The organism is Emticicia sp. C21 (assembly GCF_003418935.1).
Taxonomy (GTDB): domain Bacteria; phylum Bacteroidota; class Bacteroidia; order Cytophagales; family Spirosomataceae; genus Emticicia.
In genome coordinates this window covers 12,759-39,502 of record NZ_QVMT01000006.1, presented here as the reverse complement: position 1 = coordinate 39,502, position 26,744 = coordinate 12,759, and the positions used below count along the sequence as shown (strand labels likewise).

At 38.4% G+C, this 26,744-nt stretch carries 23 protein-coding genes; 16 read left to right on the top strand and 7 right to left on the bottom strand.

Annotated features, from left to right (window positions below; translation table 11 throughout):
- Positions 1-100: 100 nt before the first annotated feature.
- From D0T08_RS14765 to D0T08_RS14745, 5 genes are all read left to right on the top strand, one after another.
- Positions 101-3,289, top strand: coding sequence for a SusC/RagA family TonB-linked outer membrane protein (locus tag D0T08_RS14765; RefSeq protein ID WP_116983439.1), 3,189 nt, complete (start codon positions 101-103; stop codon positions 3,287-3,289).
- Between the two features lie 71 nt (positions 3,290-3,360).
- Positions 3,361-4,809 carry a SusD/RagB family nutrient-binding outer membrane lipoprotein gene (locus D0T08_RS14760; protein WP_116983438.1) on the top strand — a complete coding sequence of 483 codons (1,449 nt, stop codon included), beginning with the start codon at positions 3,361-3,363 and terminating at the stop codon, positions 4,807-4,809.
- 331 nt (positions 4,810-5,140) lie between these two features.
- Positions 5,141-8,161 (top strand): TonB-dependent receptor, encoded by a 3,021-nt coding sequence (locus D0T08_RS14755; protein ID WP_116983437.1) that lies wholly within the window; start codon positions 5,141-5,143, stop codon positions 8,159-8,161.
- A gap of 23 nt (positions 8,162-8,184) precedes the next feature.
- Positions 8,185-9,582 carry a RagB/SusD family nutrient uptake outer membrane protein gene (locus tag D0T08_RS14750; protein ID WP_116983436.1) on the top strand — a complete coding sequence of 466 codons (1,398 nt, stop codon included), beginning with the start codon at positions 8,185-8,187 and terminating at the stop codon, positions 9,580-9,582.
- A gap of 109 nt (positions 9,583-9,691) precedes the next feature.
- Complete coding sequence (locus D0T08_RS14745) at positions 9,692-10,348, top strand: hypothetical protein (protein ID WP_116983435.1); 657 nt, start codon at positions 9,692-9,694, stop codon at positions 10,346-10,348.
- A gap of 57 nt (positions 10,349-10,405) precedes the next feature.
- On the opposite strand, the gene D0T08_RS14740 is transcribed toward D0T08_RS14745, so the two are convergent.
- Entirely contained in the window at positions 10,406-11,563 is a 1,158-nt protein-coding gene (locus D0T08_RS14740; RefSeq protein ID WP_116983434.1) for a cysteine desulfurase family protein, read from the bottom strand.
- Between the two features lie 104 nt (positions 11,564-11,667).
- Positions 11,668-12,135: an Lrp/AsnC family transcriptional regulator gene (locus D0T08_RS14735; RefSeq protein ID WP_116983433.1), complete on the bottom strand. Its 468-nt coding sequence runs from the start codon at positions 12,133-12,135 to the stop codon at positions 11,668-11,670.
- A 150-nt stretch (positions 12,136-12,285) separates the two neighbouring features.
- Between D0T08_RS14735 and rocD the strand changes: the two genes are divergently transcribed.
- Positions 12,286-13,524, top strand: a complete 1,239-nt coding sequence (rocD, locus tag D0T08_RS14730) for an ornithine--oxo-acid transaminase (protein WP_116983432.1) — start codon at positions 12,286-12,288, stop codon at positions 13,522-13,524.
- Positions 13,525-13,526: 2 nt separating this feature from the next.
- Entirely contained in the window at positions 13,527-14,135 is a 609-nt protein-coding gene (locus D0T08_RS14725; RefSeq protein WP_116983431.1) for an FMN-binding negative transcriptional regulator, read from the top strand.
- On the opposite strand, the gene D0T08_RS14720 is transcribed toward D0T08_RS14725, so the two are convergent.
- The 4 genes from D0T08_RS14720 to D0T08_RS14705 form a co-directional block, all read right to left on the bottom strand.
- On the bottom strand, positions 14,132-14,686 hold the full coding sequence (locus tag D0T08_RS14720) for a hypothetical protein (protein ID WP_116983430.1): 555 nt from the start codon (positions 14,684-14,686) through the stop codon (positions 14,132-14,134). The two genes, D0T08_RS14725 and D0T08_RS14720, sit on opposite strands and share 4 nt — an antisense overlap.
- 81 nt (positions 14,687-14,767) lie before the next feature.
- Positions 14,768-15,652 (bottom strand): FKBP-type peptidyl-prolyl cis-trans isomerase, encoded by an 885-nt coding sequence (locus tag D0T08_RS14715; RefSeq protein WP_116983429.1) that lies wholly within the window; start codon positions 15,650-15,652, stop codon positions 14,768-14,770.
- 14 nt (positions 15,653-15,666) lie between these two features.
- On the bottom strand, positions 15,667-16,509 hold the full coding sequence (locus D0T08_RS14710; protein WP_116983428.1) for an FKBP-type peptidyl-prolyl cis-trans isomerase: 843 nt from the start codon (positions 16,507-16,509) through the stop codon (positions 15,667-15,669).
- A 60-nt stretch (positions 16,510-16,569) separates the two neighbouring features.
- Positions 16,570-17,610, bottom strand: coding sequence for a bifunctional oligoribonuclease/PAP phosphatase NrnA (locus tag D0T08_RS14705; protein ID WP_116983427.1), 1,041 nt, complete (start codon positions 17,608-17,610; stop codon positions 16,570-16,572).
- Between the two features lie 195 nt (positions 17,611-17,805).
- Between D0T08_RS14705 and D0T08_RS14700 the strand changes: the two genes are divergently transcribed.
- Positions 17,806-19,308, top strand: a complete 1,503-nt coding sequence (locus D0T08_RS14700; RefSeq protein WP_116983426.1) for a glycoside hydrolase family 32 protein — start codon at positions 17,806-17,808, stop codon at positions 19,306-19,308.
- A 36-nt stretch (positions 19,309-19,344) separates the two neighbouring features.
- On the opposite strand, the gene D0T08_RS14695 is transcribed toward D0T08_RS14700, so the two are convergent.
- Positions 19,345-19,554 (bottom strand): hypothetical protein, encoded by a 210-nt coding sequence (locus D0T08_RS14695; protein WP_116983425.1) that lies wholly within the window; start codon positions 19,552-19,554, stop codon positions 19,345-19,347.
- Positions 19,555-19,620: 66 nt separating this feature from the next.
- Between D0T08_RS14695 and D0T08_RS14690 the strand changes: the two genes are divergently transcribed.
- The 8 genes from D0T08_RS14690 to D0T08_RS14655 all read left to right on the top strand — a co-directional run bounded on the left by D0T08_RS14690 (position 19,621) and on the right by D0T08_RS14655 (position 26,737).
- The gene (locus D0T08_RS14690; RefSeq protein WP_116983424.1) at positions 19,621-21,018 is read left to right on the top strand and encodes a Gfo/Idh/MocA family protein; all 1,398 of its coding nucleotides are present in this window, start codon (positions 19,621-19,623) and stop codon (positions 21,016-21,018) included.
- 5 nt (positions 21,019-21,023) lie between these two features.
- The gene (locus D0T08_RS14685) at positions 21,024-21,422 is read left to right on the top strand and encodes a hypothetical protein (protein WP_116983423.1); all 399 of its coding nucleotides are present in this window, start codon (positions 21,024-21,026) and stop codon (positions 21,420-21,422) included.
- A 340-nt stretch (positions 21,423-21,762) separates the two neighbouring features.
- Positions 21,763-22,086, top strand: a complete 324-nt coding sequence (locus D0T08_RS14680) for a PH domain-containing protein (RefSeq protein WP_158561271.1) — start codon at positions 21,763-21,765, stop codon at positions 22,084-22,086.
- 5 nt (positions 22,087-22,091) lie between these two features.
- Positions 22,092-23,516 carry an anthranilate synthase component I family protein gene (locus tag D0T08_RS14675; protein ID WP_116983421.1) on the top strand — a complete coding sequence of 475 codons (1,425 nt, stop codon included), beginning with the start codon at positions 22,092-22,094 and terminating at the stop codon, positions 23,514-23,516.
- 85 nt (positions 23,517-23,601) lie between these two features.
- Entirely contained in the window at positions 23,602-24,168 is a 567-nt protein-coding gene (locus D0T08_RS14670; protein WP_116983420.1) for an aminodeoxychorismate/anthranilate synthase component II, read from the top strand.
- Between the two features lie 14 nt (positions 24,169-24,182).
- The gene (gene trpD, locus D0T08_RS14665; RefSeq protein WP_116983419.1) at positions 24,183-25,169 is read left to right on the top strand and encodes an anthranilate phosphoribosyltransferase; all 987 of its coding nucleotides are present in this window, start codon (positions 24,183-24,185) and stop codon (positions 25,167-25,169) included.
- 31 nt (positions 25,170-25,200) lie between these two features.
- On the top strand, positions 25,201-25,989 hold the full coding sequence (gene trpC / locus D0T08_RS14660) for an indole-3-glycerol phosphate synthase TrpC (protein WP_116983418.1): 789 nt from the start codon (positions 25,201-25,203) through the stop codon (positions 25,987-25,989).
- Positions 25,990-26,098: 109 nt separating this feature from the next.
- Entirely contained in the window at positions 26,099-26,737 is a 639-nt protein-coding gene (locus tag D0T08_RS14655; RefSeq protein WP_116983417.1) for a phosphoribosylanthranilate isomerase, read from the top strand.
- Positions 26,738-26,744: the final 7 nt, after the last annotated feature.

Sequence of the window (26,744 nt, the reverse complement as noted above, 5' to 3'; positions counted from 1 at the left end):
TTTTAAAAAGTTTCCATTTTCTCAAAAAAACACTCTAACTTAGCACTAAAGTACAATAAAAAAAGTACTTAAAATTAATTAAAACAAACTAACGAACTGTATGAGGAAACTTCTACTCGCCTGCATTATGCTGGCCTGGGCAAGCTGCGCTTTTGCCCAAGATGTAAATGTAACCGGAAAGGTTACCGCTGATGACGGATCTGCTCTTCCTGGTGTAAGTGTTGTGCTACAGGGCACAAACAGAGGTACACAAACCGACGCGGATGGTAATTACAAAATCGCAGCTACCAAAGGCTCTTCTCTCTTGTTTAGCTTTATTGGCTTTGAAACACAAACAATTGCTGTAGGCAATATGTCGGTGATTAACGTAACATTGAAAAGCGACGCCGCTCAATTGAATGAAGTGGTAGTAACGGCTTTGGGTATCTCTCGCGAGAAAAAATCATTGACTTACACTGCACAAAGTATTAACTCAGAAAAACTCACAGTTTCGCGTGATGCGAACGTAGGTAATGCTTTGGCAGGTAAGATTGCAGGGGTTCAGGTATTAGGCCAATCAGGTGCAAAATTTGGTTCACCAAATATCCGTATCCGTGGGGTAAACTCATTGAATGGTGGTGACCCATTGTATGTAGTAGATGGTACTCCAGTTGGTAATATTTCAGACGTAAACATGGATGACGTAGAAAACCTTACCGTATTGAAAGGACCTTCAGCAACTGCCCTGTATGGTAACCGTGCTTCAGGTGGTGTAATCGTTATTACTACCAAACGTGCTAAAGCTGGTGAAACTACCTTTACTATCAACCATAGTACAACAATGGATAGAGTAGGTCTTTTGCCAAAATATCAAAACGAATACGGTGGCGGATACTCGCAAGAGTGGGATACATTCCAATTTAACCCTGCTATTCATCCTGCTGCGTGGTCTTCATTTAACGGACAAAAAATATTAGATTATTCGGCTGACGAAAGCTGGGGACCTCGCTTAGATGGTTCTCCTCACCGTTCGGCTTTCTCATGGCAACAAGGCCCACAGTTTGGACAACTAACTCCTTACGAGGCAGCTCCTAATAACGTTAGAGATTTCTTCGAAAAACCTTTCAGCCATAATACTAACCTTTCTTTTGCTAAAGGTGGAGATAATTTTCAAAGCCGTGTATCATTTACACACTTAGATAACAACGGTATTATCCCTAATAGTAAGCAAATAAAAGATTATATTAGTGCTAAAAACACCTTTAATTTTACAAAGAAATTTTCGGCTACATTGGATATTACTTACTCGTCAACCCGTGCAAGAAATGTTCCTGCCGATAATTATGGTTCTTCTGGTGGTACTTTAGGTGGTGTTGGTCTTCCAACAGGTGTTCCAATTGCAGCTGTTGGTTATAACCAGACGGTTGGTTCATTCAACCAATGGTTCCAACGCCAAATCAAAATTGAAGATTTAAGAAATTATCAAAACCCTGACGGTACTTTCAGAAGTTGGAATATAGGTGGTCCTACTGATGCAAAACCAAAGTACTGGGATAGCCCATACACACAGATGTATGCCAATACTAACCTGAATAATAACGACCGTATTTATGGTAGCTTCGGTTTAAGTTATAAAATTTTCGATTTCTTAACTGCTTCAGTTACTTCTCGTAAAGACTGGAGAAACTACTATGGAGAAGGTAGAATTGCCAACGGTACATTAAATGCTGGTGGATTAGGAGCCTATGCCAACTATGCAACTACAGGTTATGAAAACAACCACGAAGCTTTATTAGCATTAGATAAATCTTTCGGTAAAATTTCGGTTGTAGCTAACGCCGGTGGTAACATCAGATATGCCAAAACTACTGTAGTTTCTCAGGCAACTGTGGGTGGTCTTACTACGCCTGGTTTCTATAATATAGCCGCTTCAAAAGACCGTCCGGCTGTTTCTAATAACCTGTTTGAAAGACAAGTAAACAGTTTGTATGGTAGCTTAAGCTTAGGCTACGATAATACCTACTTCCTCGAAGGTACCATTCGTAACGACTGGTCATCAACGCTTCCGGTAGCTCATAACTCATATATCTACCCATCAATTGGTGGAAGTATCGTGGTTTCTGAATGGATACCTAAAAACAGCGTATTATCATTTGCGAAAATCAGAGGTAGTTATGCACAAGTTGGTACTGACGTAGGCCCTTATAACATTTATCAGGTTTATAATGTGGGAAACCCTTATGTTTCTAATCCTACATTATATCCTCAATCAAGACTACCAAATGCTGATTTGAAACCAGGTCTTTCATCCGCTTATGAAGGTGGTATCGATTTAAAATTCTTCAACAACCGTGTGAGCTTAGAGTTTACAGCTTATAAAAACGATAACAAAAATCAGATTATTGATTTATCAGTTCCTTCTGCCAGTGGTTATTCTTCTACACTTATCAATGCAGGTTTGATCCAGACACAAGGTTTTGAGTTACATATTGGAGCTACTCCTGTGAAAACTGCTTCTGGTTTCACTTGGGATATGGACATCAATTTTGATCGTAGTACTTCTAAAATTGTTGAGTTGGCTGCTGGCTTAAATAACTACCAGTTAGGTGGCCCAACCTGGAGAACTTTAACAGTAAATGCCCGTGTAGGTGAACAATGGGGCCTTTTGGAAGGGAAAGGTTATGTAACTAATGATAAAGGTGAGAAAGTAGTTGGTCCGGACGGCCATTATTTAGTGAAAGATACTAAACCACTAGGTTCTGTCCTTCCTAAATTCAAAGGTGGATTCCTGAACGTATTTACTTATAAAAATTTATCATTGCGTGCTAATATCGACTTTATCGTAGGCGGCAAATTCTTCTCTACTACCCGTATGTTTAACGCCTATGCAGGTCTGGCAGCAGAAACAGCAGGTTTGAACGAATTAGGTAAACCAAAACGTGATGCTGTAGCTGACGGTGGTGGTATTTTATTACCGGGTGTAACAGCTGACGGTAAGCCAAATACCGTTCGTGTAGAAACGCAATCGTTCTACGAAGACAAAATGTTTGGATTTAACGAAGCCTGGATTTATGACCAGACTTACGTAAAATTGAGAGAGGTCTCTTTAAATTATAATGTTCCTAAATCATTGTTTAACGGAAAAGTATTTAAATCGGCCAGAGTTGGTTTAATTGTACGTAACCCGTGGTTGATTTATAGTGCAGCAGGTGGCGGTATCGATATTTCAGAAGCTGAACTTTACTGGACAGAAGGTGGCCAGTTGCCTCCGGTTCGCTCATATGGTATCAACCTTAATTTAGGATTCTAATTATTAGAGATTCGGCAATAAACTTATCTTTTTAACGTTAAGTACTACTGTCGTTAAACACTATTAAAAAAATGAAAAAAATAACAGCATACAAATCATTAGTAGTGGCACTCGGCTTAGCAATTGCCACTACTTCGTGCGATCCGGGTGATTTTGGCAATATGAACCTTAGCCCAAATAACCCATCAACTCCGAATACTGCAGGGTTCCTCACAGGCGCATTGCGTAATATCGGAGGGATGACTACCGAAATGGTTCCGGCACTTTATACACAACAATTTGGTGATGTAACCTATATTGAGGATTCTCGTTATAAAACCATCAATTTCAACTTCAATGGTTTTTATACAGGCCCTTTGGTAACTTATCAGGCCATTATTGACTTGAATACAAATGCTGATACTAAAGTTACAGCAGCAGCCAATGGTTCAAACAATAACCAGATTGCTATTGCCCGTATTGCTAAAGCCTATACTTATATGTGGATGACTGATCGCTGGGGAGATATTCCTTATTCTCAGGCATTGAAAGGTAGCGCAAACTTTAGCCCGGCTTATGATACGCAACAAGCTATTTATACCGATTTGTTTAAAGAGTTGAAAGAAGCACAAGCGCAGTTTGACGGTGGTGCAACCGTAAAAGGTGATATTCTTTTGAATGGCAATGCTACCCGTTGGAAGAAATTTGCCAATACTTTACGTATGATTATGGCGCTTCGTTTGTCAAAAGTAGATCCTGCTAAAGGTAAAACTGAATTTGCTGCAGCAATGGCAGATGGCGTATTAGCCTCTAACGCTGATAATGTAAAATATAATTATCTGGCAGAAGCTAATAATGAGCACCCATTGTATAATAACTACATTACAAGCAACCGTAAGGATTTTGCTGTAAGTAGTACTTTCATGAATTACCTGATTAAAAATAATGATCCTCGTATTCCGGGAATGGCAGACCAAAACATCTTACAAAAATATGTAGGTGTACCTTATGGTGTATTTCCTCCTACCTGGAAAGCACAGGATGTTTCGTTGGCAGCAAGTTCAATTCGTCAGCAAAATTCACCTGCTAACGTAGTAACTTATGCTCAGGTGTTATTTTCTGAAGCAGAAGCCGTTAAATTAGGATGGATTTCAGGTGACGTAAAAGCATTGTACGAAAGTGCTATCAAAGCGTCTATCGAACAATGGATTGGTACATCTGCCGCTACTGATGCAGTAGTGAATGCTTACTTGCAACAACCTGATGTAAAATATGATGATGCTAAGGCATTAGAGCAAATTGGTACACAAAAATGGATTGCCTTGTTCTACCAGGGCAATGAAGCATGGGCTGAATGGCGTCGTACAGGTTATCCTGCTTTGACTCCGGCAGCTAACCCATTGAACCCAAGTGGTCTTATTCCTCGTCGTTTGGCCTACCCTGTTACAGAGCAAACTTTGAACAAAGCTAACTACGATAAAGCAGTGGCAGCCCAAGGAGCTGATACCCAGGATACACGCGTTTGGTGGGATAAAAAATAAGCATAATTACCGAAACACATATATCGCAAAGAGGCAGTCATTAGGCTGCCTTTTTTGTTTTTAAGCCCGTATTTCAGAAAAAATTAATGCCCACAATAGCCAAATATTCTAACTAAAAAAAATACACAATTTCAATTTCATAAGCAACTTATAATCAATAAAATACAAAAACATTTTTTTGTATTTTATTAAAAATATTCAAAGTTTTTCTTGCCTTTTTTTAAAAAAAACTGTTGTTTTTTGAATTTTCTCTCCATTATTTTTGTAAAAAGAATACTCTCACAAGGGTATTTATTCTAGTAAAAACAAACTAAAAACCAAACAAACGATTATGAGGAAATCTCTTCTACCAAGTCTTCTATTGGTATTGTTTTGGAGCGTCCAAGTATTTGCACAAGACAAAACTATATCCGGCAAGGTTACATCATCTGACGATGGTTCTGCTCTTCCGGGTGTAAGTGTTACCCTAAAAGGCTCTACTAAAGGTACAACAACAAATGCAGAAGGTGTTTACAGCATCACAGTACCAGGCAACGCAACTCTTACATTCAGTTTTATCGGCTTTGTTACCCAACAAGTTCAGATAAACAACCGCACAGTGATCGATGTACAATTAGCTTCTGATGCTCAGGAATTGGCCGAAGCCATTGTAATCGGCTACGGAACAACCTCTTCTATTAAGAAAACAGGTGCAGTCGGTGTAGTAAACTCTGAAAAAATTGAGAATACACCATTTACTTCTGTTGATAAGGCGATTCAAGGCCGTGTAGCAGGTTTGCAGTCAGCAGGTGGTTCTGGTCAACCAGGTTCAGTTCAGAATATCCGTATCCGTGGTATTGGTTCGATGACCGCTGGTTCTGATCCATTATATGTAGTTGACGGTATTCCAATCAACTCTGGGGATTTAACAAGAAATACAACTACTGCCAATGCTTTAGCAGGTATTAATCCTAACGATATTGAAAGTGTAACGGTATTGAAAGATGCAGCCTCTGCCTCAATCTATGGTTCTCGTGCAGCGAATGGTGTAATCTTAATTACTACCAAAAAAGGTAAAGCCGGAAAAACCAGAATCCGTTTCGACACTGAGGTTGGGGTAGCTGATATTGCTTATTTAAGCGATGCTAACCGCCCGTTGACTTCATCAGAATGGCGCGAATTAACAGCGGAAGGTTTGGTAAATGGTGGTCAGGCAGCTAACTTAACCGAAGCGCAAGCATTAGTAGACCAAAACTTCAGAACCAACAATGGTGTTAATACAAACTGGTTAGATGAAGTTACCCGCACAGGTACACAACAACAGTATAACCTTTCGGCGAGTGGTGGTAATGAAAAAACTCAGTTCTATTTCTCTGGTGGTTATTTTAAACAAGAAGGTACAGTTATTCAGTCTTTGTTCAATCGTTACACCGGTAACATGAACCTGACTAATAAAATCACTGATAAATTGACCTTAAAAGCAAACATTATGCTTTCTTCTACAGGTCAGAAAGGCCCTAGTGCAGGTGGTTTATTTGCTAATCCTGTATTAAATGCTTATTTCTTGTTACCTTCTTATTCTCCAAGAAATGCTGACGGAACACCAAATATCAGTGGCCCGGATTTTCCTGCAGGTGCACTTTTCAATCCGGTAGCCATTGCCTCAATGGATAAAAGAAAAACAAGTGGTTTAAAAGGTATTACTACAGCTTCTCTAGAGTATCAGGTTTTAAGAGATTTGAAAATCTCTTCAAAAATTGGTCTTGACTATAATAACTACGAAGAAGATGCCTACAATAACCCATTCCATGGTGATGGTAGAAATGATGGTGGTCGTTCATACAGATTCTATACACGTTATTTCAACTGGGTTTGGACAAACTTAGCTGACTATACCTGGGATATTACTAAAAATGATGATTATGTGTTGAATGTGATTGCAGGTTATGAAGCACAAAAATCTCAGTTGTTTACCTCAAGTGTAACAGCTTATGGTTTGCCTTCAAATATAAACATTACTGTTCCTTCGGCTGGTTCGGTTTATAACTCGGCAGTTGGATCAAACAGCGACTATTCTTTTTCTTCAGCATTAGCAATGGCTAACTTCTCTGTACAAAACAAATACGTTTTATCAGGTAGTTTCCGTAGAGATGGTTCTTCAAGATTTGGTAGCAATAACAGATATGGTAATTTCTGGTCGGTAGGCGGTGCGTGGAATATCCACAAAGAATCTTTCATGACAGATATTACCTTCATTGATCAATTGAAATTAAGAGCTTCTTATGGTGTGAATGGTAATGCTGCAATTGGTGATTATGACTGGCAGCCAACTTATGCATACGGTGCCGGATTTAACTACTTAGGTGCAACTGGTAGTGGTCCTAACGCTGTAGGTAACGTAAATCTTACCTGGGAAGAAAACCGTCCATTTGATATTGGTTTTGACGCGACTTTGTTGAAAAAACGCTTGAATTTAACTTTTGAGTGGTATACAAGAAAAACAACAAATCTATTGTTGGATGAACCATTATCAAGAACAACCGGATTCACAAGCTTCAAAAACAACATTGGTTCACTACAAAACCAAGGTATTGAAATTTCTGTTTCTGGTACACCAGTTATTGCAGGTGATTTCACATGGGATGCCGCTTTCAATATTGCTTTGAACAAAAATAAAATTTTAGCGCTAGTTAATAACGCAGATCAGGTAGTTTCTCCGTTTATAAGAAGAGTAGGCGAAGATTACCAATCATACTATGTAAGAGCATGGGCAGGTGTTAATCCGGCTAATGGTGCTCCGTTATGGTATATTGACGAATCTCGCACTGAAACAACCAGCATTCTTAACAACGCCAAACAACAGATTGTAGGTTCGGCTACTCCGAAAGCATTTGGTAGCTTTAGCTCTACTTTCTCTTACAAAGGTCTGAGCCTTGATTTCTTGTTCTACTATAACTTCGGAAACATGGTACGCGATAACTGGGCTAACTATACACAAAGTGATGGGTACAATGCAACCTTCAACAGAGTGGCTATCCAGTTACAAAGATGGCAAAAACCTGGCGACATCACTAATGTACCGAAATACGTTTATGGTGGAGCTAGTGCGTCTAACTCATTATCTAGCAGATATTTATATGCTGGCGATTACATCCGTTTAAGAGACATCTCATTGGGTTATACCTTACCATCAAATATAGTTTCGAAAGTGAAATTGAGCAATGTGAAATTATACGTAAGAGGAAGCAATCTTTGGACATGGGTGAAAGACAAAAACTTACCTTATGACCCAGAGACTTATATCAATAGTTCTACGAACTTAGAGATCTATCTTCCAAAAACGTTTACAGGTGGTTTACAAGTCGCGTTTTAATACACAATTTCTAAAGAATTATCATGAAAAGATTTAATCATAAAATAGTAATCTTGGGAGTTCTTATTACAAGTTTTCTTTCTTCTTGTAAGGATTCTTTCTTAGAACTATCTCCATATACCCAGGTTCCGAATGAAGTGGCTGTTTCTACAGAAGCTGACTTACTAGTAGCTTTGAGAGGAACTTATGCACAATTAAGAAGTGCAAACTTGTTTGGTCGCACTATTCCGGTTATCGGAGATTTAGGTGCCGACAACGTGTTTCTTTCGTCAAGAAACTCTGGTAGATATTTTGCATTCGACCAATACGTAATTACTACAGCGAATGCTGATTATGAAGGTTACTGGAACAATGCCTATACTGCTATTTTGAGAGCAAACAACATCATTGATGCAAAATTGACTGAAAATGCGAACGTAAATCAGATAAAAGGTGAAGCTTATGCTATCAGAGCTCTGTTGTATTTCAACCTGGTCCGCAGCTTTTCAAAATCTGGTGAATTAGCATCGGAAGGAGTACCTATTGTATTGCATTATGACCCGACATTGAAGCCAAAACGTAATACTGTACAGGAAGTATATACACAAATTCAGTCTGATTTAGACAAGGCTTATACTTCAATGACTGAGTATACTGGTTCTGCAAGATTCTCTAAATTTGCTGCTCGTGCTTTAGCAGCTAAAGTTAGTTTCTACCAGGGTGATTATGACAAAGCATTGACTTATTCTACCGAAGTAATCAATAGCAGTGGTTTCACGCTAGTAACTGCAGACAAAGTAGCCGCTTACTGGGCATCTCCTGCTTCAAACACTAGTACTGTTAAAACCGAAACTTTATTTGAAGTATCGGCTGATGCTACTTTGAACGTAGGTACTGATGAACTAGGATATATCTACAACCAGGCTGGTTACGGCGATTTATTGGCTAACGAAGAGTTATATAAACTATATTCAGATACTGATGTTAGAAAAAAACTAATCACAATTGGTTCAAGAGCACAAGCTGAAAACCCAGCTTACATTGTAAATAAATATCAAAACGTAGCGGGTGACAGAGACGATAAAAAAGTGCTTCGTTTATCAGAAGTATATTTAATTGCAGCTGAATCAGCGGCACGTACAAACAAAGAAACAGATGCTTTGAAATATCTCAACGCTTTGATTGCACAAAGAGACCCGGGCTTTGTTTATGCTTCTACTGGTGCTACTTTAATTGAAGACATCATTACTGAACGTAGAAAAGAATTAGCTTTTGAAGGTGACAGATTCTTTGATTTGAACCGTTTGAAAAGAGACATCGTTCGTGTAGGTGGTAAATACCAAATCAGAAATGTTCCTTATACTAGCAATTTCAGAATTGGGCCAATACCTCAGACTGAAAGAAATGCTAATCCAAATATTTCACAAAATCCTGGATATTAATCTGGTTTTTTGAACAAAAGCCCGGCTTATTTTTAAGTCGGGCTTTTTTATACCTTTAGCACTCGACTCATCGTTATTCATCATTATATTTGCTAAAACTATTCTGACTATGAACAAAACTATTTTGTGCGTTTCTCTTTTTCTTGCCTGTCTGGCTGCTCAAGCTCAATACTATATGCAGGATGTAAGTGGTAAACCGTTATTGACGAGTAAATATGTTGACATGGTAGGGACACCCTATATTTTTGAAAACTGGACCAAGGGCGAAGTAATATTAGCTGATGGGAAAGCTCATAAAGACCTTGACCTGAAATATGATCAAGTTGAAGGAATCGTTTTTTTCAAAGGAAAAAATGGGGCTGATATGGGTTTTACTTCACTTGTGAAATCTTTTATGCTCTATCCTAATAACGTAGCTATGAGTTTTATTACGGTTCCTGAAATAAAAGAGACTGAAAAAGACCCCTATTTTGAAGTATTGAGTGATGGAAAGAAAGTAAAGTTTCTGAAGAAAACCAAGAAAGTAATCAGAGAGAGTAAAGGTTATAATTCCGCTAGTATAACCAGAACATTTGGTGAAAATACCAATTATTATCTGTTAAAGAGCGATGGTACTTATACCAAAGTAAAAAGAGACAAGAAGGCAATTATCGCAGCTCTGAGTGATAAATCCGCAGAAGTAGAACAATATATTAAAGATAACAAAACAAACTTTAAAGAAGACGCCTCAGTTGCTGCAGTTGTTAATTATTATAATACTCTATAAATGAATAAGGGGTTTCTGAAAAAGCCCCTTTTCCATTTCAAAGTTGTTTTGTCCCCTTTAGGGGTTAGGGGCTAGTACTTTCTTAGCATATATCTCTGTCAGAACATCTATCACTTTATCAATTTCTTCTTCCGTGTTATATTTCCCGAAAGAAAAACGAACATTGCCTCTGTCAGGGTGTACATTTAACGCTCCTAAAACATGGGAACCCACATCTGTACCGCTTGAACAGGCACTGCCACTCGAACAAGAAATCTGCGCTATATCCAGATTAAACAATAGCATATCGTTATCTGAACTTGGCGGGAAACTTACGCTCAGTACTGTATAAAGGCTGTTGTCTACATTAGCCGAATCTCCGTTGAAAGTAATACCCGGAATATTGGCTGTCAGTTTTTCAATCATTCTGGTTTTTAGTCCTTTGATATGATTCTGGTGGGCTTCCATATCCCGGTAAGCAATTTCAAGAGCCTTTGCCATCCCTACAATTCCATACACATTCTCTGTACCTCCACGCATATTACGCTCCTGTGAGCCGCCATGAATAAACGGATGAATCTTGTTATTGGCATTGATATACAAGAAACCTACCCCCTTAGGGCCATGAAATTTATGTGCCGCTCCTACTATGAAATCAATGTTTAAATCCTGCAGATTATGAGTATAATGTCCCATTGTCTGAACAGTATCAGAATGGAAAATCGCATTATATTTCTTGCATATTTCGCTTATTTGCTTTAAATCTATCAGGTTACCAATCTCATTATTGCCGTGCATTAATGACACCAAAGTACGTGGTTTAGTGCGCAATAGTTCTTCCAGATGAGCCACATCTACCTGGCCTTTTTCGTTGAGTTTTACATAGCTTAACTCAATAATCCCCTGCTTTGCCAGATGTTCCAGTGTATGTAAAACAGCATGATGCTCAGTTGGTGAAGTAATCGCATGTTTCAACTGATAGGTATCAATACTGCAGGTAATGGCGGTATTATCTGCCTCGGTTCCACCCGATGTAAAGAAAATTTCTGACGGCGATGCACTCAGTAAAGTAGCGATAGTTTTACGGGCTCTCTCTATAGCAGAACGCACCTGTCGACCATGCGCATGGATAGAAGAGGGGTTCCCGAAATTTTCCGTCATCAGGGGTAACATGGCCTGCAGAACTTCGTCGTCAAGACGAGTAGTGGCGGCATTATCAAGATATATACGAGGCATTGTTAATTTGTTTCTACAAAATTAATATTTGTTTTTGTATTGTACAACCCACATAATCAATAGACTAAGCAAATTTTATTTGGCAAAACTTACCTATTGGACTATCATAGTTCTACACTCACATTTCGTTTGAAAGCCGCCCCGAAGTCAATCATCGACTCTGTTTTGAGTACGCCATTGATATTATCAATTTTATCATATAATACCCTCCGCATATGCTCGCTCGATTTAGCAACGATGCGGGTGTATAAGGTATACTCTCCTGTGATATAATAACATTCGGTAACTTCAGGTATTTTTCTAAGTTCCTCAATAATCAGCTTTGAGTCTGAATCTTCTTTCAGAATAATCCCTGTAAAGGCGCTCCATTCATATCCTAACTTCCGTTCGTCTAAAATAATTCCAGCACCTTTTAGAATACCTACTTTCTTCATACGGGCTATGCGTTGATGGACCATCGTATTAGAAATGTTCAGATTCTTGGCAATTTCCGAGTAAGGTTTCCGGCCATCTTTTTCCAGTTGAATCAGAATTTGTTTATCAAAATCATCTAAAAATTCGTCATTCACCATAAGTCAAAGTAAATTTTATTAGCTATTTATACGTCAGTATTTTCCCTATTTTTTAGAAATAAAGTAAATATAACTTAATTATTGTTTATTATAAGTCATTTTAACATTTTTGTCGTATATGTATCCAAAGAAATATTAAATACTATAATTATGTTAGTAGACACTCAATTAAGCGAACAACTAATTGAATTGGAAGAACGCTACGGAGCCCATAATTATCATCCTCTTTCTGTTGTTTTAGACAAAGGCAAAGGCGTGTATGTATGGGATGTTGAAGGCAAACGTTACTACGACTTTCTATCGGCTTATTCTGCGGTTAATCAGGGGCATTGTCATCCTCGCATCATCAATGCTTTAATTGAGCAATCACAAAAGCTGACGCTTACTTCAAGGGCATTTTATAATTCGATGCTTGGTCGTTTTGAAGAATACATTACCCAATACTTTGGTTATGACCGTGTATTGCCTATGAATACAGGCGTAGAAGCAGTAGAAACAGCTATGAAATTGTGCCGGAAGTGGGGTTATCAGGTGAAGGGTATTCCTGAAAACAAAGCAAAAATAATTTTTGCCGGAGGTAATTTTCACGGGCGCACGCTATCAGTTATTTCCGCTTCTACTGACCCAACAGCCAAAAAAGAATTCGGGCCTTATATGACAGGCATTGAAATAGTGCCTTACAACAATATAGAAGCTTTAGAAGAAGCCCTAATCAACGATCCATATATTGCAGGCTTTATAGTAGAACCTATCCAAGGAGAAGCAGGTGTTGTAGTACCTGACGACCAGTATTTACCGGAGGCTTATAGAATGTGTAAAGCAAGCAATGTACTTTTCATCGCTGACGAGATTCAGACAGGTATTGCCCGAACAGGTAAGCTATTGGCAACTGACCATTACAATATTCGTCCGGATATGATTATTCTGGGCAAAGCCCTTTCTGGAGGAGTTTTACCGGTATCCGCAGTATTGGCAGATGATGAGATTATGCTTACGCTGAAACCGGGAGAGCATGGATCTACCTATGGTGGTAACCCATTGGCTTGTGCAGTGGCTATGGAAGCATTGAAAGTGGTAAAAGAGGAAAATCTGGCTGAAAATGCTGAGCTTTTAGGAAACATCTTCCGTCAGGAAATGCAGAAGTTGGTAGTTGAAACAACCATTGTTACGCAAGTGCGCGGCAAAGGCTTATTAAATGCTATTTTAATTGATACAACAGAAGATTCTGACCTTGCCTGGGATATCTGTAATAAATTGAAAGATAATGGTGTATTGGCTAAACCTACACATGGTAATAAAATACGTCTGGCACCACCTTTAGTAATGACAGAATCTCAATTATGGGATTGTATCGAGATTATTTCAGACACTATCAGAAGCTTTGAGTAGGCATGTACATACCTAAGATATTTAAGAACGAAAACCCGGAAGAGATAGAGGAGTTTATACGCCAGAATAGCTTCGGGATTTTAGTGAGTTTAAAAAATGGCATACCACTTGCCACACATATTCCGATTGAATTGGAGGAAAGAGACGGCAAAAAGGTGCTTTGTGGACATTTAGCCCGAGCGAATGAACAATGGCGTAGTTTTGATGAGAACAAAGAGGTTTTAACCATTTTTATAGGCCCTCACGCCTATATTTCGGCCTCATGGTACAAAGGTGAAAGTGTACCAACCTGGAATTATGTAGCTGTGCATGTATACGGAAAAATTAGGATTATTGAAGGGCAGGACTTGTGGCAATCTTTAAAGAAACTGGTTGATAAGTATGAACAAGCTTCTGAAAATCCGGTGAGTATTGAAACGATGTCAGAAAAAATGGTAGAGAACCAGATGCGAGCTATTGTGGGCTTTGAGATCGAAATTACCGATATACAAGCCAAATACAAACTTTCACAAAATAGAAATCCAGAAGATTATCAACGAGTAGTTGAACACTTGCAACAATCGCCCGACCCTATTGCTCGTCATGTTTCTGAACTCATGCAGAAAGATTAATAATCCCAGCTTTTGGGTAAGTCCATTTGTCGGGCATAATAAGCAGGGGCATACTTATACACTCGCTCTAATAATTTATTCACATCGCGCTCAAACTCTATATAATAATCTTCATGGAGTTTGGGCAGTTTTTTTAGTACAAACTCTGTTCGCTTGGCTATATAAAGGGCCACCGTATCAGACTTGCTGCTATATTTCTCTAATAATTTAGACTGATTTTCAAAGAAAGCATTCAATAAATAAAGGGTCAGTTCTACTTCTCCATACTTATCCTTTGTTACTTTTACATGCATAGTGATTCTACTATTCAACTCCCGCATATCCATCATCAACCAACCTGGTGTGTCATGGTGCATCTTAGAAACCCTTTGAATACTCTTTTTAATTTCATCCCTCCTATCTTCTAAAAACGATTCATTCTCCAACAATTGGTATTGCAATTGCTGGGTTAATAATTCATTTCTGCCAATCAAGCGTAAAAGTATTTTATCCTTTTCTTTGGCAGGAAGGCCGAGAATCGCTTTTTCGAGTTCCTTAGGTATTTTTCCCATAATTTAACAATACGTTCTACATAAAACGATAAAGCCTCTGAAAAGTTCAGAGGCTTTAAAATTACAAAAAATAATGATTTTTTATTTGGTGCTCTTAATCTCTACAACAAAGATTAAAGGCGAATAAGGTGGTATGACAAATGCACCATTCGAATCCTGCCGACCTTGTACACCATATCCTAATTCTGAACGGAAAACCAGTACAGCTTTATCGCCCACTTTCAGTTTCTGCAAACCTTCATCAAAACCTTTTACTACATTTCCACCACCAAGATATACATCTATCTGGCCTGTATCAAATTGTTTGATATTACTGGCCAAGTATCCGGTATATTTCACAGTAGCTGTTTGGCCTGCGGCCAACTGCGTACCTGTTCCGGCCACCATTTTAAGCACTTTTACGCCAGAGGCTGTCGTATCTTTTGATATAAAGGTTGTATTAGAACCTGTATCAATATATTCTTGCATTTGTTGTTCTTCCGAGCGGTATCTTAACACCTCTATATCGAATGCAACCACCGATTTAGCCGGAATTTTACCTTGTGTCTGAGAACCAAAAGCCAAATAAGATGGAATCAGGAAAAATCCTCTCTCACCTTCTTTCAGTTGATTGAGAGCATCTAATAAGCCTTGTAAGCCGATAGTACCACCGAAAATAGCAGATGCAGGTGCATTTTTTAATCTTTCAGTACTGTCAATTTTTGTACCATCTAGTAATGACATCACATAGTGAAACTTAACTTCATCACCTATCTTCACATTTTTTCCGGCAGCATTAGTCTTTATCATCTGGTAATACATACCATTGTCTGCTTTGGTCATGGTAAGACTTTTGTTGTTGATATAATTCAACATCTGCTGGTCATTTAACTTAACGGTTTCTTCCAGATCATTGGCAAGGAACCCTCCACAAGAACTCAATAAAACCGAACAACATACTACTAAGCCAAGTACTATCTTTTTCATTACAATTAAATTATTTATTTCACATCGATAACTTCCATTTCAAAAATCAATGGGCTGAATGGTGGAATTGGGCCGCTTCCTTGTTCACCATAAGCTAAGTTTGATGGAATAAAGAAAATGCTTTTTTCTCCCTTTTTCATCAACATTAATGCTTGTTCCCAACCCGGTATTACTGCCCCTTGTCCTATCGGAAACTCCAGTGGTTGTTTACCTGTAGAACTATCAAAGATGGTTCCGTTCATCAATTTGCCCGTATAATCTACTTTGACGGTTTGTCCGGTAGTAATGGTTGCACCAGCTCCTTCTTTAAGAACGACACGATACATTCCAAATTGTGTTTTAGTAGCATTAGGGAAATTTTTCTTTGCAAAATTATCCATCAGTTTCAGCTCACTATTCTTCTTTTCTTCCTGTGCCTTCTGGAATTGCGCCATTGTCTGAATCGATCTGATTTTTACAATAAATTTCATATCAGAACCTTTTGGTACTCCCGGAGGCAAAGGTTGTTGTACACGCATAAACAATGAATCGGCACTTACTAGAACAGTTGCGCTATCGCCTACAGTTAAGTGTGTAAGTGAGTTTTCAAAAGAGCCTTTAAATGCTCCTTTTTGAACTGGCATCGTAATCGGTTCTTTTCTTTTGTAAGTATCTGTAAATACTGTATCGTTAGGGGCTTTTATTACTAAATCAAAAGTTACGATATCTCCCTCTTTTGCCTTTATTTTACCGTCGCCACCTTCGTGAATCTGGTATTTTGAGCCATCGGCCTCCTGGGTTACTTTAAAATCACCGCAAGAAAAAAGCAAACTTGTTGCTACCGTAAGACCTAATGTAGGTTTCAAAAATTTTGTCATGAAATTTATTGTTATAATATATTACGTAATCAGATATTTATTCGCTGTTCGATAATCTACTTATTCAATATTTAATAATTGTTCTTTATAATGAGGCAAAAGACTTAGGAATTTTTCAAGTGTTTTTGCCAGGCTTTCGTAAGAACGACCGCCTGCTGCATTTTTATGTCCACCTCCATTAAAATGATTTCTGGCAAAATCGCTTACTGAAAAATCTTTTACCGAGCGAAATGAGATACGTATCATATCGTCTCTCTCTACTAGCATGGCTGTCATTTCTATCCCTTTAATCGAAAGTCCATAATTCACAATACCCTCAGTATCTCCGTTTTTAGAGCCATATCTGGCTAATTCTTCCTTAGAAATAGTCATATAAGATACTCTATACTCAGGCAAATAGACTAATTTCTGACTAATGGCAAATCCTAAAAACTGGATGCGCTCTAAAGAATTGTTGTCAAATATTTTCCGGTGAACATTATTTGTTTCAACTCCTATTTCTATCAGTTCACCGGCCACTCTATGCAAATCTTTAGTGGTACTATCAAATCTAAAAGAACCCGTATCTGTTACCAGACCTGCATACAAACACTCAGCACAAGGAATATCAATCAGAGCTTTATCGCCAAGAATTTCAATGAGCTGATAAATCAACTCACAGGTAGCCGCTGCCTTCTCATTCCAGAAAACAAAATCAGCAAATCTTTCCGGCTGTTGATGATGATCTATCAATACTTTTTGGGCAGATGCTTTACTCACATATTCTTCCATGCTTTTAATACGGTTTAAAACCGAAAAATCAAGGCAAAAAATCACTTCAGCATCCGCTACTAATTGTTTAGCAAGTTCTTGCTTATCACTTTCAAAATTAATCACCTCTTTCTCTCCCGACATCCATTGTAAAAACTCAGGGTAATCGGTAGGCGTAATAACCGTTACAACATGATTTTTTTTCTTTAAATAGGAAGCCAAACCCAACGATGAGCCAAGAGCATCGGCATCTGGGTTTTGATGAGTAGTGATAACAATTCTTTTGGGTGATGCCAATAAATCGTTAAATTCTTGTAATTTTTGAACTGAATCTGTGAAAAACTCTTGCATAACGGCGCAAAGGTACAAAGGAATGATGGGAAAACAAATAAGCCAAAAATAATGATAAACTGGCAGTATACAGTTTCTATATCAATATATTCTGAATTTTCAATACAAAATGAAAGATATAATTAATTCATAAAATCTGCTTCCATTGATAATTTCCTTTATGTTTGTAGTATAGATTTTCTTAATCTTTATCCTATGAGAACTCTTATCCTTTCCTTGTGCCTGTTCACCTCCTATATAGCTTGTGCCCAACAAGCCCCTACCGAACAATGGAGACCTAATTTTCATTTCTCGCCTGCCCAAAACTGGACAAATGACCCTAATGGATTGGTGTATCATGAGGGGGAATGGCATATATTCTACCAGCATAATCCTTTTGAAAACAAATGGGGACATATGAGTTGGGGGCATGCCGTGAGCAAAGATCTGGTAAACTGGGAGCATCTACCGTTGGCTATTCCTGAAGATTCGGTATGGATTTTTTCGGGTGGTATAGTAGTGGATAAAGATAATACAAGCGGATTCGGTAAAAATAGTATGGTAGCTATTTATACGGGCGATTATCATGGAAAGAAAGAAAATCAACATCTTGCCTATTCTACTGATAATGGCCGGACCTGGACAAAGTATAAGAATAACCCGATTATCCCGGCTCCACTTCCGAGTGGTAAGCCTATAAAAGATTTCCGTGACCCCAATATGTTCTGGCATGAGCCAACTAAACAATGGGTAATGGTAGTAGTATTGCCTCTTGAATTTAAAGCACAGTTTTATGGCTCAAAAAATCTGACAAACTGGACATTGTTAAGTGAGTTTGCCAAACAGGGCGATTTACGAAAAATGTGGGAATGCCCATCATTAGTTGAATTACAGATTGAGGGTGAACAAGGTACTAAATGGGTATTGATGTTATCTTCTAACGGACCTCATCAGGATTTTATAGGCATGCAATACTTTGTCGGCAATTTTGATGGAAAAACATTTACCAATGATAATCCGGCAGACACTAAACTCTACGTCGATTATGGAAAAGATTTTTATGCGGCTATTCCTTTCTACAATGCGCCTAAGAAAAGTATGTTGGGCTGGATGGCTAGTTGGAATTATACAGACGCCTTGCCGACTTTCCCATGGAAGGGTCAAATGAGTATTCCTAGAGAGATTTCTTTAAAAAGAACAGCAGAAGGCTTAAGACTTTTGCAGAAACCTGCCGAAGAAGTACTAAAAGCAAAAAACTGGCGTGGGATAGTTCAGATGGAGGAAATGGGCATAGAAGAAGACAATGGCATGATGTGGCAGAATCAACCGTCTTCTTACATGATAGACGTAGAATTTGAATTGGGTAATGCTCGAGAAGTAGGTGTTAAAGTGATGAAAAATCCGGGGAGCAATCAGGAAACATTAATAGGCTATCAGAAAGACAGCGAACAATTGTATGTTAATCGTATTAATTCAGGTAAAGTGATTTCGCCGAATTTTGCCTCAATGGATGCCAGCCCGATGAAAGTTGAAAGAGGGACAGTAAGGCTTTTGATTTTTGTAGATCAGTCGTCGATAGAAGTATTTGGAAATGATGGAGAGGCTGTAGTAACCAGCCTGATTTTTCCGGATGGTAATAGTGGTAACTGGCAATTGTTCAGCCGAGATGGCAGAGCGAAAGTTACTAAACTGAAAGTATGGGAATGGCAGAAGGATTAAGTTGCCTGAAAGTAGAAGCTGAATAAACCCGATTGTTTATTCAGCTTTTTTCTTTTGCTGGCGTTGCTTAAACAACAAAAACAAACTTATAATAGCCCCTACACCAATTACATAAAACTGAATTTTCTGAATCACGAGTGCTAATTCCTGATGCCCGGTATAATAGGCTACTAAGACAGCGGCTGTAATGATAATCATGATTGCGAGCATGAAAGCAGGTACTATCTTTGCTAATTTTCCTTGCATCGGCTAATGTATTTGTGTTTATAGTATATTTGCAAAAGTAATCAATTTTAAAGATTCTACCCTACGATGGACAGTTTTTCAAGACGAGATATATTGAAAACCTTTGGCTTAACCGCCGGTGGTTTATCTTTCCTAAACAATGATGCTTTTGCCGAAAATCTTACTGATGAACCAATCGAATTACCCCATGATGACCGATACATTCCACTGGAAAAAGCTGTTACAGCTATTGTTTTAGGGGCAGGTAATCGGGGAAATGTCTATGGTCGTTTTGCGTTGGCATTTCCGAATGAGTTAGATATTGTAGGTGTAGCAGAACCGATTCCGTTCAGAAATGATAAATATTCTTTAGCCCATAATATAGAAGACAAAAATCGCTTTAAAACCTGGGAAGATGTTTTCAAGGTGCCTAAGTTTGCCGATGCTATTATCATCTCAACTCCTGATGATTTGCATTATGGTCCGGCCATGAAAGCCTTAGAAATGGGTTATCATGTATTGCTAGAAAAGCCTATTTCGCCATCCTATCAGGAATGTCTGGATATATTAGCGATGGCGAAAAAGACCAAAAGAATTATAGCTGTTTGTCATGTACTACGCTATACACCGTATTTCAGAAAACTGAAAGAAATTGCGCAAAGCGGGCAGTTCGGGCAATTAATCAGTGTTAACCATTTAGAGGGAATTGAATACCAGCACATGGCGCACTCCTATGTGCGTGGCAACTGGCATGTGGCGAAAGATACTAATCCGATTATTCTGGCAAAGTCCTGTCATGATTTAGATATTCTCCGTTGGATTATCGGGAAGCCTTGTAAAAGTGTAGCGGCTTATGGTTCTTTAAGTTGGTTCAGAAAAGAGAATGCACCAGAAGGTAGTACTGAACGTTGTGCAGATAGTTGTAAAGTAGAAAAGGAATGTCCATTTTCAGCGCTAAGTATCTATTATAAGCAACGCCTACGAGTAAGAGTATTGGATGTAACCGACGACCCGGCCAAGCAAGGTGATGAGATTTTAGACAAATTGAAAACTTCTCCGTATGGTCGTTGTGTTTATAGAATGAATAATGATCAACCAGACCATTATACTACATCAATGGAGTTTGAGGGAGGGATTACAGTTAATTTCGCGATGGAAGCCTTTACTTCTTTTGAAGCCCGTAAAACCCGCCTGATGTTTTCGCATGGCGAAGTATGGGGAGATATGGACGAGATTCAAACTTATGACTTCCGCACGAAACAAAATACTAGATGGCGTGCAAGTGAATTACCAGAATATAAAAGTCAGGCATCAGGCCATGCCGGAGGAGATTATGGCTTAGCCCGTAATTTTGTGCAGGCAGTAGCCCAGAATAAACCTGAATTATTAACATCAACCATTGAAGCCTCTATAGAAAGTCATGTGATGGGCTTTATGGCCGAAAAAAGCCGTTTAGGCAAACAAATGGTAGAAGTAAAAATCTAAAAACAATGCGTAAAATATTAGTAATTGCTCTTCTGGCTTTATTTGCCTTTGCCTGCCAGAAGAAAAAAGCAGATTTAGGCGACTTTGATTTGCAAAATTTTAAGACCGACCGTGGAGGTTGTGAAGATAAGAGAGTAAAACTGATTGAGCCTTTAAAAGCCTTAAAACCCAAAATACTGGGATTAAGCGAAAATCAGATTATTGAAAACTTCGGACGATATGATTATCAGATACTGAGCCGACGCAATGAAAAAGTCTTTGTATATTTTCTGGAAAAAGGGCCGCAATGTGAGCATATTCAGAACGCAACCAATTCGCTTTCTATGCTTCTCTATTTTAATGCCGCCAGTCTGGTAAAAGAGGTATCGTTTCAGAATGGGGGTATTATTGATACGTATAAGTAAACTCTGCTTTTAAAAGGTGGGATTTTACATTAATCCACCAAATAAAAAAAATCTTAAAAAATTTTGTTTTAAAAAATTACTCAATACTTTTGTAACAAGATAGTAAACATAGACAATGACTCAACACAATATCATAGCTAACATATGGTGGTGGCGTTCTTCCAAAAAAGGATGAACAGCGTAGCTATGTATTGAGAAATCAAAATATATTCAGCGGCTTACAGTTCATCCTGTGAGCCGCTTTTTTTGTGCCATGTATCAAAGATTCAACTCAAAAATAAGCTATTGGCTCTTCGTTCCTCTACTATGTTTTCTCATGGTATTGTTAGTCATGACAGTCATGCAAAAGCTTTGGATAGGGATAATTGTTCTTTTAGGCGCAACAGCTTTAATACTTAGTTTTTTGTTTAGAACCTATTACCAGATTGAGGGAGATACTTTAAAGATTGTATGTGGATTCTTGTTCAAGCAGGAAGTTGACATAAAAAAGATTAGAAAAATAGAAAAAACAGATAATCCTATTAGCTCTCCGGCTTTATCAGTAAGAGATAGAATTGAGATATACTATGATAAATATGATTCTGTGATTATTTCGCCAGAAAGGCAGACTGAATTCATTCAAATATTGAAATTGATTAATAAAAATATTAGCACAAACCTCTGATAGAAATGCAAAAGTTTGGTATAACCACCCGTTACAAACGTTTATTGGCCGATATGCTTACACCGGTCGGGATTTTTCAAAGAATCCGCAATCATTATCCGCATTCGGTTATTCTCGAAAGTGCCGATTACCATGCTATGCACAATAGTTTCAGTTATATTGCCTGCGACGAAGTAGCCAGTTTTGTTCTGGATAATGACGTTGTTACACAGAAATTCCCTAATGGCTCTAAAAACCAATTCCCTTTAGCAAATCGAAAAGAAGCAGTAGGTGTGTTGAAAGATTTCGCTTCTCAATTCGAAATGCCCAAAAGCGATTTCAATTTTATCACCAATGGTTTATTCGGACATATTACCTACGATTCGGTTGAATATTTTGAGGATATAGAAATACAGGAAAAAAGTGCTGAAACTACTATTCCTCAAATCCTGTACCGTGTTTACCGATACGTAATTGCGATAAACCATTTCAAAGACGAATTATATATTTTTGAACATACTTATACACCAGACGGACAAGAGCCTCAACCTGCCAAAGATGGTTTAGAGACTTTAGAGTTTTTCGTGAAAAACCCAAAAGTAACTACCTCAAAATTCAAAGCTGACAGCGAAGAAACGACCAATATTAATGACGATGACATGCGCGACATCATCAATAAATGTATCGGTCATTGTCTAAGAGGTGATGTTTTTCAGATAGTGCCATCGAGACGCTTTTCAAGAACATTCGAGGGTGATGATTTCAATGTGTATCGTGCCCTTCGTTCTATTAATCCATCTCCTTACTTGTTCTATTTTGATGGTGGCGATTATCATATCTTTGGAAGTTCGCCGGAAAAACAGATCTTTATCAAAGACGGTCAGGCCGAAATTCATCCGATTGCAGGTACTTTCAGACGTACAGGTGATGATGAAAGCGATGCTGAATTAGCCCGTCAACTACACGCCGACCCTAAAGAATCAGCAGAACACGTGATGTTAGTTGATTTAGCCCGCAACGATTTATCGAGGAGTTCGGATTCGGTAAAAGTAGATATATTCAAAGAAGTACAGTTCTACAGCCATGTAATCCATCTGGTTTCAAAAGTAACCGGAAAAATGCATAAGGGTACGAATCCGCTACAATTGGTAGCCGACACTTTCCCGGCTGGTACACTCTCTGGCGCACCTAAGCACAATGCCATGACCATCATTAACCGTTTTGAACCGACCAATCGTAGCATCTACGGAGGTGCCATAGGTTTCATGGATTTCAAAGGCAATTTTAACCATGCCATTGCGATTCGTACATTCTTAAGTAAAAACAATACATTATTCTATCAGGCAGGTATGGGCGTAGTAGCCAAATCAGATGTTGAGCTAGAAATGAAAGAAATTCATCTGAAACTAGCCGCTCTAAGAAAAGCCATTGAAATGGCAAGCGATATATGATTTGTGGCGCGAACTTCCAGTTCGCGGTTAAAGAGAAAGTTTTAGTAATCCGTAGATTACCACTAAATAATAAAAATATCAAAAAATGAAAATTCTGGTTCTTGATAATTATGATTCATTCGTTTATAACCTGGTCTATATTCTAAAAGACCTGGGTGGAAACGTAGATGTATTCAGAAATGATAAAATAGCTTTAGAAGACGTAGCACAATACGATAAAATCCTGCTTTCGCCAGGACCTGGCATACCGGAAGAAGCAGGAATTATGCTTGACGTAATTAAAGAATATGCCCCCAAGAAAAGCATCTTTGGGGTATGCTTAGGACATCAGGCTATCGGAGAAGCTTTTGGAGCTAAGTTGCATAATATGGGCGATGTATTACATGGCGTTACTACCTCTTGTATAATCACTGATACCAATGAAAAGCTTTTTCAGGGTGTACCTGAAAAGATAGAAGTATGCCGCTATCATTCATGGACTGTGGTATCAGAAACTATGCCTGAAGAGTTAAAAGTAACAGCCATTGACGAAAAAGGTTTTGTGATGGCCGAAGCCCATACCAAATATGATGTGCGAGGCGTACAATTCCATCCAGAAGCTTATCTAACACAGCATGGTGTGAAAATGGTTGAAAACTGGTTAAAAAATTAATACCTATTATTGAAATGAAACAGTATTTGCAGATTTTATTACATAACCAAACATTATCCGGTGAAGAAGCGAAAGAGGCCTTGTTGAAAATAGGTCGCGGAGAAACCAATAATTCACAGATTGCCGCTTTTCTAATGGGGATTCAGATGCGTGGTGTAACGGTGGAAGAATTAGAGGGTTTTCAACAAGCCATGCTTGAATTAGCTATACCTATCGACCTGTCCGAGTTTGATGCGATGGATGTATGTGGCACAGGCGGTGATGGCAAAGATACTTTCAATATATCCACTACTTCGGCATTTATAGTAGCAGGAGCCGGGCAAGCTATTGCCAAACATGGCAATCACGGCGTATCTTCTGCTGTCGGTTCAAGTACTGTTCTAGAATATTTAGGCGTAAAATTTACCAATAATACCGATTTTCTGAAACGCAAAATTGAAACGGCAGGCATCTGTTATATGCACGCACCTTTGTTTCATCCGGCCATGAGATTCGTTGGACCTATCCGCAAGGAATTAGCCATGAAGACTTTCTTTAATATGTTAGGACCTTTACTGAATCCGGCTAAAGTGCAGAAGCAGTTGACAGGTGTATATGATATGAAAGTGTTTGATTTATATACCCAATTGTTCAATCGTTCGGCTGCGCAATTCGGTATCATCCATGATTTAGGGGGGTATGACGAGATTTCATTTACCAATGATTTTAACATAGGTACCCGTCATGGCGTGTTTGTCCACTCGCCTTCTCATTTCAGTTTTGATTTAACCGAGCAATCAGACTTGCATGGGGGAAACACTTTGGAAGATTCAGCTAATATTCTTATCAATATTTTAGAGAATAAAGGTACCAAAGCCCAGACTAATGTGGTATTAGCCAATGCCGGAGTAGCTTTGAGTGTGGCTAGAGGCATTAGTATTGCCGAGGGAATCGCGCAAGCGAAAGAATCGTTAGAAAGTAAAAAAGCCTTGAATGCCTTAAAAAAACTAGTTGAAGAATAAGCCATAAAACTACCCATTGAATACCGAAAACATGACCATTTTAGATAAAATAGTTGCACAGAAAGCCATAGAAGTAGCCGAAGCCAAAGCTAAAATTTCTATAGAAGACTTAGTAAAAGAACCGCTTTTTTCAAGGACCACCATTTCATTGAGCATCCGATTGAAAGCCGACGGTTCTTCGGGAATTATAGCTGAGCATAAACGTAAGTCTCCTTCAAAAGGGGTTATTAACGACCGGTTGACTGTTGAATTTGTTACCAATGGTTATGCAACCGCAGGCGCATCGGGCTTATCTGTACTGACAGATACTGACTTTTTTGGTGGTGCAAAAGAGGATATTCTTAAAGCCAGAAATGCGAATCCTGATACGCCAATCCTAAGAAAAGACTTCATGATTGATGCTTATCAACTCTATGAAGCCAAGGCATGGGGCGCTGATGTTATCTTGTTGATTGCTGCTTGTTTAAGCCCTGCTCAGATAGAGGAACTAAGCCAGAAAGCACATGAATTGGGATTGGAAGTATTGTTGGAAATTCATGATGAGGAAGAATTAGAGAGAAGTCCGTTAGCCAATGTTGATATTATTGGGGTGAATAATAGAAATCTGAAAAACTTTGCTGAGAACAATGTGAATGCTTCGTTGGGATTGGCAGATAAAATTCCAGCAAGGATTGTGAAGATTTCGGAAAGTTGTATTAGTCAGCCGGAAACGATTAATCAATTGAAATCTGTAGGATACAAAGGTTTTCTGATTGGCGAAACCTTTATGAAAGATGAGAATCCGGGCGCAAAACTCGCTGAATTTATTGCTAAAATCTAAGAAAAAATGTTAATTTTGACGTCTTTTTTCTCCATTTTTCTAAAATTCATGCTTTTGTCCCGAGTATGAGTAAAATTAAATTTCCTTTGGGGGCAAGGAAATATTTTTTATGAAACTGAAAGTCTGTGGCATGCGTGATGCCGAAAACATTAAAGCACTTGTTGAATTAAAACCTGACTTTATCGGCTTTATTTTTTACGATAAGTCTCCGCGATTCGTCGGTAATACTTTAGATGCTGAATTGATTCAGTCGATACCAAGAGAAATCAGAAAAGTGGGTGTTTTTGTGAACGCAACAGTTGATTACATCTTGCAGAATGTCAAAAAATACGGGCTTAATTACGTGCAATTGCACGGCAATGAGACCCCGGATTTTTGCAAAAACCTAAGGATGAAAGGTATAAATATTATTAAGGCATTTCGTTTAGATGAATCATTTATTTTCAGCCAGTTGAATAACTATAAACCGCATGTCGATTTCTTTTTGTTTGATGCCAAAGGAGATGGCTACGGTGGTAACGGAATAGCATTTGATTGGAGCATTCTGAAAAAGTATGATAACCAGAAGCCTTATTTTTTAGCCGGAGGTATCAGTCTTGGCAATTTAGACGAATTGGCAAGCATTACGCCTAAACCTTATTCGCTTGATGTAAATAGCAAATTTGAGATTGAGCCAGGCGTAAAGGACATCGAAAAAGTAGCAGAACTGATTACAAAATTGAAGGAGCGAAAAAGTGTGCAGGTATGATAGAAAA

Bases quoted from the DNA above. Each gene is read 5' to 3' on its own strand.
- D0T08_RS14765 (WP_116983439.1), top strand. From the start codon at position 101: ATGAGGAAACTTCTACTCGCCTGCATTATGCTGGCCTGGGCAAGCTGC.
- D0T08_RS14755 (WP_116983437.1), top strand. From the start codon at position 5,141: ATGAGGAAATCTCTTCTACCAAGTCTTCTATTGGTATTGTTTTGGAGC.
- D0T08_RS14735 (WP_116983433.1), bottom strand. From the start codon at position 12,135: ATGGTGAATGACGAATTTTTAGATGATTTTGATAAACAAATTCTGATT.
- trpC (WP_116983418.1), top strand. From the start codon at position 25,201: ATGACCATTTTAGATAAAATAGTTGCACAGAAAGCCATAGAAGTAGCC.
- trpD (WP_116983419.1), top strand. From the start codon at position 24,183: ATGAAACAGTATTTGCAGATTTTATTACATAACCAAACATTATCCGGT.
- D0T08_RS14695 (WP_116983425.1), bottom strand. From the start codon at position 19,554: ATGCAAGGAAAATTAGCAAAGATAGTACCTGCTTTCATGCTCGCAATC.
- D0T08_RS14675 (WP_116983421.1), top strand. From the start codon at position 22,092: ATGCAAAAGTTTGGTATAACCACCCGTTACAAACGTTTATTGGCCGAT.
- rocD (WP_116983432.1), top strand. From the start codon at position 12,286: ATGTTAGTAGACACTCAATTAAGCGAACAACTAATTGAATTGGAAGAA.
- D0T08_RS14690 (WP_116983424.1), top strand. From the start codon at position 19,621: ATGGACAGTTTTTCAAGACGAGATATATTGAAAACCTTTGGCTTAACC.
- D0T08_RS14700 (WP_116983426.1), top strand. From the start codon at position 17,806: ATGAGAACTCTTATCCTTTCCTTGTGCCTGTTCACCTCCTATATAGCT.
- D0T08_RS14750 (WP_116983436.1), top strand. From the start codon at position 8,185: ATGAAAAGATTTAATCATAAAATAGTAATCTTGGGAGTTCTTATTACA.
- D0T08_RS14715 (WP_116983429.1), bottom strand. From the start codon at position 15,652: ATGAAAAAGATAGTACTTGGCTTAGTAGTATGTTGTTCGGTTTTATTG.
- D0T08_RS14685 (WP_116983423.1), top strand. From the start codon at position 21,024: ATGCGTAAAATATTAGTAATTGCTCTTCTGGCTTTATTTGCCTTTGCC.
- D0T08_RS14680 (WP_158561271.1), top strand. From the start codon at position 21,763: ATGCAAAAGCTTTGGATAGGGATAATTGTTCTTTTAGGCGCAACAGCT.
- D0T08_RS14740 (WP_116983434.1), bottom strand. From the start codon at position 11,563: ATGCCTCGTATATATCTTGATAATGCCGCCACTACTCGTCTTGACGAC.
- D0T08_RS14720 (WP_116983430.1), bottom strand. From the start codon at position 14,686: ATGGGAAAAATACCTAAGGAACTCGAAAAAGCGATTCTCGGCCTTCCT.
- D0T08_RS14655 (WP_116983417.1), top strand. From the start codon at position 26,099: ATGAAACTGAAAGTCTGTGGCATGCGTGATGCCGAAAACATTAAAGCA.
- D0T08_RS14760 (WP_116983438.1), top strand. From the start codon at position 3,361: ATGAAAAAAATAACAGCATACAAATCATTAGTAGTGGCACTCGGCTTA.
- D0T08_RS14745 (WP_116983435.1), top strand. From the start codon at position 9,692: ATGAACAAAACTATTTTGTGCGTTTCTCTTTTTCTTGCCTGTCTGGCT.
- D0T08_RS14670 (WP_116983420.1), top strand. From the start codon at position 23,602: ATGAAAATTCTGGTTCTTGATAATTATGATTCATTCGTTTATAACCTG.
- D0T08_RS14725 (WP_116983431.1), top strand. From the start codon at position 13,527: ATGTACATACCTAAGATATTTAAGAACGAAAACCCGGAAGAGATAGAG.
- D0T08_RS14710 (WP_116983428.1), bottom strand. From the start codon at position 16,509: ATGACAAAATTTTTGAAACCTACATTAGGTCTTACGGTAGCAACAAGT.
- D0T08_RS14705 (WP_116983427.1), bottom strand. From the start codon at position 17,610: ATGCAAGAGTTTTTCACAGATTCAGTTCAAAAATTACAAGAATTTAAC.